At 43.3% G+C, this 6,821-nt stretch carries 4 protein-coding genes and 1 pseudogene; all 5 read left to right on the top strand.

What is annotated here, in order from left to right; translation table 11 throughout:
- The first annotated feature begins 33 nt into the window (after positions 1-33).
- The 5 genes and pseudogenes from HT728_RS06455 to HT728_RS06475 all read left to right on the top strand — a co-directional run bounded on the left by HT728_RS06455 (position 34) and on the right by HT728_RS06475 (position 6,740).
- Positions 34-4,425, top strand: a complete 4,392-nt coding sequence (locus HT728_RS06455) for a PolC-type DNA polymerase III (protein ID WP_173234404.1) — start codon at positions 34-36, stop codon at positions 4,423-4,425.
- Between the two features lie 101 nt (positions 4,426-4,526).
- Positions 4,527-4,790: a type II toxin-antitoxin system RelB/DinJ family antitoxin gene (locus tag HT728_RS06460; protein ID WP_023396570.1), complete on the top strand. Its 264-nt coding sequence runs from the start codon at positions 4,527-4,529 to the stop codon at positions 4,788-4,790.
- A pseudogene (locus tag HT728_RS06465) lies at positions 4,783-5,062 on the top strand (type II toxin-antitoxin system YafQ family toxin). The gene HT728_RS06460 and the pseudogene HT728_RS06465 overlap by 8 nt, the downstream one beginning before the upstream one ends.
- 196 nt (positions 5,063-5,258) lie before the next feature.
- Positions 5,259-6,500 (top strand): aminopeptidase, encoded by a 1,242-nt coding sequence (locus HT728_RS06470; RefSeq protein ID WP_173234406.1) that lies wholly within the window; start codon positions 5,259-5,261, stop codon positions 6,498-6,500.
- A 9-nt stretch (positions 6,501-6,509) separates the two neighbouring features.
- Positions 6,510-6,740, top strand: a complete 231-nt coding sequence (locus HT728_RS06475; RefSeq protein ID WP_000901572.1) for a GlsB/YeaQ/YmgE family stress response membrane protein — start codon at positions 6,510-6,512, stop codon at positions 6,738-6,740.
- Positions 6,741-6,821: the final 81 nt, after the last annotated feature.

Here is a 6,821-nt window from a genome sequence, read left to right on the forward strand (position 1 = left end):
TAAAATAGTAGGAGAATAATGTGAGGAAAATGAATGTCAAATAGTTTTGAAATTTTGATGAATCAACTGGGGATGCCTGCTGAAATGAGACAGGCTCCTGTTTTATCACAGGCTGATATTGAGCGAGTTGTGGTTCATAAAATTAGTAAGGTATGGGAGTTTCATTTCGTATTTTCTAATATTTTACCGATTGAAATCTTTTTAGAATTAAAGAGAGGTTTGAGCGAAGAATTTTCTAAGACAGGCAATAAAGCTGTTTTCGAAATCAAGGCTCTGTCTCAAGAATTTTCAAATCAACTCTTGCAGGCCTATTATAGAGAGGCTTTTTCTGAGGGGCCATGTGCTAGTCAAGGTTTTAAGTCCCTTTATCAAAATTTGCAAGTTCGTGCGGAGGGCAATCAGCTCTTTATTGAAGGCTCTGAGGCGATTGATAAGGAACACTTTAAGAAAAATCATCTTCCTAATTTAGCCAAACAACTTGAAAAATTTGGTTTTCCAACTTTTAATTGTCAAGTCGAGAAGAATGATGTGCTGACTCAAGAGCAGGAAGAAGCATTTCATGCTGAAAATGAGCAGATTGTTCAAGCGGCCAATGAGGAAGCGCTCCGTGCTATGGAACAACTAGAACAGATGGCACCTCCTCCAGCGGAAGAGAAACCATCCTTTGATTTTCAAGCTAAAAAAGCTGCAGCTAAACCGAAGCTGGATAAGGCAGAGATTACTCCTATGATTGAAGTGACGACGGAGGAAAATCGTTTGGTCTTTGAAGGGGTTGTTTTTGATGTGGAGCAAAAAGTGACCAGAACAGGGCGTGTTTTGATCAACTTTAAAATGACGGACTACACTTCAAGTTTTTCGATGCAAAAGTGGGTTAAGAATGAGGAAGAGGCTCAGAAATTTGATCTCATCAAGAAAAATTCTTGGCTCCGTGTTCGTGGGAATGTGGAGATGAATAACTTCACACGCGATTTGACTATGAACGTGCAAGACGTGCAGGAAGTTGTTCACTATGAGCGGAAGGATTTAATGCCAGAAGGAGAACGACGGGTTGAGTTTCATGCTCATACTAATATGTCGACCATGGATGCTCTACCAGAGGTAGAAGAAATCGTTGCGACAGCTGCTAAGTGGGGACACAAGGCGGTTGCCATCACAGACCATGGAAATGTTCAGTCCTTCCCACATGGCTATAAGGCGGCTAAGAAAGCGGGAATCCAGCTGATCTATGGTATGGAAGCCAATATCGTGGAGGACCGTGTTCCTATCGTTTATAACGAAGTGGAGATGAACTTGTCGGAAGCGACCTACGTGGTCTTTGACGTGGAAACGACAGGCCTTTCAGCCATCTATAATGACTTGATTCAGGTTGCGGCTTCTAAGATGTACAAGGGGAATGTCATTGCTGAATTTGATGAATTTATCAATCCTGGACATCCTTTGTCAGCTTTTACTACTGAGTTGACTGGAATTACAGATGATCATGTCAAAAATGCCAAACCACTGGAACAAGTTCTGCAAGAATTTCAAGAGTTTTGCAAGGATACGGTCCTAGTTGCCCACAATGCTACCTTTGACGTTGGATTTATGAATGCCAACTATGAGCGCCATGGTCTGCCTAAGATTAGCCAGCCAGTAATCGATACTCTAGAATTTGCTAGAAATCTCTACCCTGAGTATAAACGTCATGGTTTGGGCCCTTTGACTAAGCGTTTCGGTGTGGCACTGGAACACCATCACATGGCCAACTACGATGCGGAAGCTACAGGTCGCCTGCTCTTCATCTTTATCAAAGAGGTTGCAGAAAAACATGGTGTGACCGATCTAGCTAGACTCAACATTGATTTGATTAGTCTAGATTCTTATAAAAAAGCTCGGATTAAACATGCGACCATTTATGTCAAGAATCAAGTAGGGCTAAAAAATATCTTTAAGCTGGTTTCTTTATCCAATACCAAGTACTTTGAAGGGGTGCCACGAATTCCGAGAACAGTTCTAGATGCTCATCGGGAAGGTTTGATTTTAGGTTCAGCTTGCTCTGAAGGTGAAGTTTTTGATGCAGTCGTTTCCCAAGGTGTGGATGCGGCGGTTGAGGTGGCCAAGTATTATGACTTTATCGAGGTCATGCCACCAGCTATCTATGCTCCCTTGATTGCCAAGGAGCAGGTCAAGGATATGGAAGAACTCCAGACCATTATCAAAAGTTTGATAGAAGTTGGAGACCGTCTTGGTAAGCCCGTTCTGGCTACGGGAAATGTCCATTATATCGAACCGGAAGAAGAGATTTATCGTGAAATTATCGTCCGTAGTCTAGGCCAGGGGGCGATGATTAACCGAACTATCGGTCATGGAGAACATGCCCAACCGGCACCACTTCCAAAGGCTCATTTTAGAACGACCAATGAGATGTTGGATGAATTTGCCTTCTTGGGAGAGGAATTAGCTCGGAAATTGGTTATTGAAAACACCAATGCCTTGGCAGAAATCTTTGAACCCGTTGAGGTTGTTAAGGGTGACTTATACACTCCTTTCATCGACAAGGCTGAAGAAACAGTTGCTGAGTTGACCTATAAGAAAGCTTTTGAGATTTATGGAAACCCGCTGCCAGATATTGTTGATTTGCGGATTGAAAAAGAACTAACCTCTATTCTGGGGAATGGATTTGCTGTGATTTATCTGGCTTCGCAGATGCTGGTACAACGTTCCAATGAACGGGGCTACTTGGTTGGTTCTCGTGGGTCTGTTGGGTCCAGTTTCGTTGCGACCATGATTGGGATTACAGAGGTTAATCCTCTCTCTCCACACTATGTCTGTGGTCAGTGTCAGTACAGTGAGTTTATCACAGATGGTTCTTATGGTTCAGGTTTTGATATGCCCAATAAGGACTGTCCTAAATGTGGTCATAATCTCAGCAAAAACGGACAGGATATTCCTTTCGAGACCTTCCTTGGTTTTGATGGGGACAAGGTTCCCGATATTGACTTGAACTTCTCGGGAGAAGATCAGCCTAGCGCCCACTTGGATGTACGTGATATTTTTGGTGAGGAATATGCATTCCGTGCAGGAACAGTTGGTACAGTAGCTGCCAAGACCGCTTATGGATTTGTCAAGGGCTATGAGAGAGATTATGGCAAGTTTTATCGTGATGCAGAGGTGGAACGTTTAGCCCAGGGAGCTGCTGGTGTCAAACGAACGACAGGCCAACACCCGGGGGGAATCGTTGTTATTCCGAACTACATGGATGTCTATGATTTCACGCCTGTTCAGTATCCAGCGGATGACGTGACGGCTGAATGGCAGACCACTCACTTTAACTTCCATGATATAGACGAGAACGTCCTCAAACTCGATGTACTGGGACATGATGATCCGACCATGATTCGGAAACTGCAGGATTTGTCAGGGATTGATCCTAATGAAATTCCTATGGATGATGAAGGTGTGATGGCCCTCTTTTCTGGGACTGATGTGCTAGGTGTGACTCCTGAACAAATCGGAACGCCGACAGGTATGCTGGGGATTCCAGAATTTGGAACCAACTTTGTACGTGGGATGGTAGATGAGACGCATCCGACGACTTTTGCGGAGTTGCTTCAGCTGTCTGGTTTGTCCCACGGTACCGACGTTTGGTTGGGAAATGCCCAAGATTTGATCAAGCAAGGAATAGCGGATCTATCGACTGTTATCGGTTGTCGGGACGACATCATGGTTTACCTCATGCATGCGGGTCTTGAACCTAAGATGGCCTTTACTATCATGGAACGGGTACGTAAGGGCTTGTGGCTCAAGATTTCAGAAGAGGAACGTAATGGCTACATCGAAGCCATGAAGGCTAATAAGGTGCCAGAGTGGTATATCGAGTCCTGTGGGAAAATTAAGTACATGTTCCCTAAAGCCCATGCGGCAGCCTACGTTATGATGGCCTTGCGTGTAGCTTACTTCAAGGTTCACCATCCCATTTATTATTACTGTGCTTACTTCTCAATCCGTGCTAAGGCTTTTGATATCAAGACTATGGGTGCGGGCTTGGATGCCATCAAACGCAGAATGGAAGAAATCTCTGAAAAACGGAAGAACAATGAGGCCTCTAATGTGGAAATCGATCTCTATACAACTCTTGAGATTGTAAATGAGATGTGGGAACGTGGTTTCAAGTTTGGCAAACTCGATCTCTACCGTAGTCAGGCGACAGAGTTCCTTATCGATGGGGATACCCTCATTCCGCCATTTGTAGCAATGGATGGTCTGGGAGAGAACGTTGCTAAGCAGTTGGTGCGAGCGCGTGAAGAGGGAGAATTCCTCTCTAAAACAGAACTACGCAAACGCGGTGGACTCTCATCAACTTTGGTTGAGAAGATGGATGAAATGGGGATTCTCGGCAATATGCCAGAGGATAACCAGTTGAGTTTGTTTGATGAGTTGTTTTAAAAAATTGTTTAATCATCTATCCAAAGAGGCTAATGTATATCCAATAGATTTACATTAGCCTTCTTTTTTGTTAAAATAGTCTATAGAAAGAGGGTGAGAGTATGTCAAAGACGAGTATGAGTATCCGTCTGGATAGTGAGGTTAAGGAGCAGGCCCAACAGGTGTTTAATAACCTGGGAATGGATATGACAACAGCTATCAATATTTTTCTTCGTCAGGCTATTCAATATCAGGGATTACCTTTTGATGTTAGACTAGACGAAAATTGGAAGTTGCTCCAAGTGTTAACGGATTTAGACCAAAATCGTAATATGAGCCCATCCTTTGAATCAGTCTCAGACTTGATGAAGGACTTGCGTGCTTAAGATTCGTTATCATAAACAGTTTAAAAAAGATTTTAAGTTGGCTATGAAGCGTGGTTTTAGGGCAGAATTATTAGAAGAAGTTTTAAATTTTCTTGTTCAAGAAAAAAGAACTTCCTGCTAGATATCGTGATCATCAATTAACGGCATCTAAGCATTTTCAAGGAGTTCGTGAATGCCATATCCAGCCGGATTGGCTTTTGGTTTATAAAGTAGACAAGGAAGAATTGCTTTTAAATTTGCTGCGGACAGGCAGTCATAGTGATTTATTTTAATCTATTTTAAGGGGTTCAGGAAAAAACTAAGAATTTTTGCGGAAGATAGGCCAGCTGAGAAAGTATTTGAATATCAATTAGAACTTGCTGATCAGACAATTCTTCTATCAATAGCACTTTTGTCAGGTGCCATTGCTTTAGCAGGATTATTTTCTGCTTTGAAAGAAAAATAAACAAATAGAAAAGGAAAAACAGAATGGTTTTACCAAATTTCAAAGAAAATCTAGAAAAATATGCGAAATTATTGGTTGCGAACGGAATTAACGTGCAACCTGGTCACACTTTGGCTCTCTCTATCGATGTGGAGCAACGTGAGTTGGCTCACTTAATCGTCAAAGAAGCTTATGCCTTGGGTGCGCATGAGGTTATTGTTCAGTGGACAGATGATGTCATTAACCGTGAGAAATTCCTCTATGCTCCGATGGAGCGTCTGGACAATGTGCCAGAATACAAGATTGCTGAGATGAACTATCTTTTGGAGAACAAGGCTAGCCGTCTCGGAGTTCGTTCATCTGATCCAGGTGCTTTGAACGGTGTGGATGCTGACAAGCTTTCAGCTTCTGCTAAAGCTATGGGACTTGCCATGAAGCCAATGCGCATCGCAACGCAATCCAACAAGGTTAGCTGGACTGTAGCAGCCGCTGCTGGACTTGAGTGGGCTAAGAAAGTCTTTCCAAATGCTGCGAGCGACGAAGAAGCAGTCGATCTCCTTTGGGACCAAATTTTCAAAACTTGCCGTGTTTATGAAGAAGATCCTGTTAAGGCTTGGGAAGAGCATGCAGCTATTCTCAAGAGCAAGGCAGATATGCTTAATAAAGAACAATTTTCAGCCCTTCACTACACAGCGCCAGGGACAGATTTGACACTTGGTTTGCCGAAGAACCACGTTTGGGAATCAGCTGGGGCTATCAATGCACAGGGAGAAGGATTCTTGCCAAATATGCCGACAGAGGAAGTTTTCACAGCGCCTGATTTCCGTCGCGCAGATGGTTATGTCACTTCTACAAAACCGCTTAGCTATAACGGAAATATCATCGAAGGTATTAAGGTAACCTTTAAGGATGGACAAATCGTTGACATCACTGCAGAAAAAGGCGATCAAGTCATGAAAGACCTTGTCTTTGAAAATGCGGGTGCGCGTGCCTTGGGTGAATGTGCCTTGGTACCAGATCCAAGTCCAATTTCTCAGTCAGGCATTACCTTCTTTAATACCCTTTTCGATGAGAATGCGTCAAATCACTTGGCTATCGGTGCAGCCTATGCGACCAGCGTTGTTGGGGGAGCAGAGATGAGCGAAGAAGAACTTGAAGCTGCAGGTCTCAACCGTTCAGATGTTCACGTAGACTTTATGATTGGTTCTAACCAAATGGATATCGATGGTATTCGTGAGGATGGGACACGTGTACCACTCTTCCGTAACGGAGATTGGGCAAGTTAAGGAGATAATATGTTAGGAAGTATGTTCGTTGGTCTCCTAGTGGGATTTTTAGCAGGTACTCTGACCAATCGTGGAGAGCGAATGGGATGTTTTGGAAAAATGTTCCTAGGCTGGATTGGTGCCTTTATAGGCCACTTGCTTTTTGGGACTTGGGGACCGATAATAGCAGGAACTGCCATTATTCCGGCAGTACTAGGTTCCATGATTGTCTTAGCGATTTTTTGGAGACGAGGAAGTTAATTTCTTAAATCTGATACTCAATGAAAATCAAAGAGCAAACTAGGAAACTAGCCGCAGGCTGCTCAAAGCACTGCTTTGAGG

The sequence above is a fragment of the Streptococcus sp. 544 genome (assembly GCF_013277385.1).
GTDB classification, from domain to species: Bacteria; Bacillota; Bacilli; order Lactobacillales; family Streptococcaceae; genus Streptococcus; species Streptococcus mitis_BA.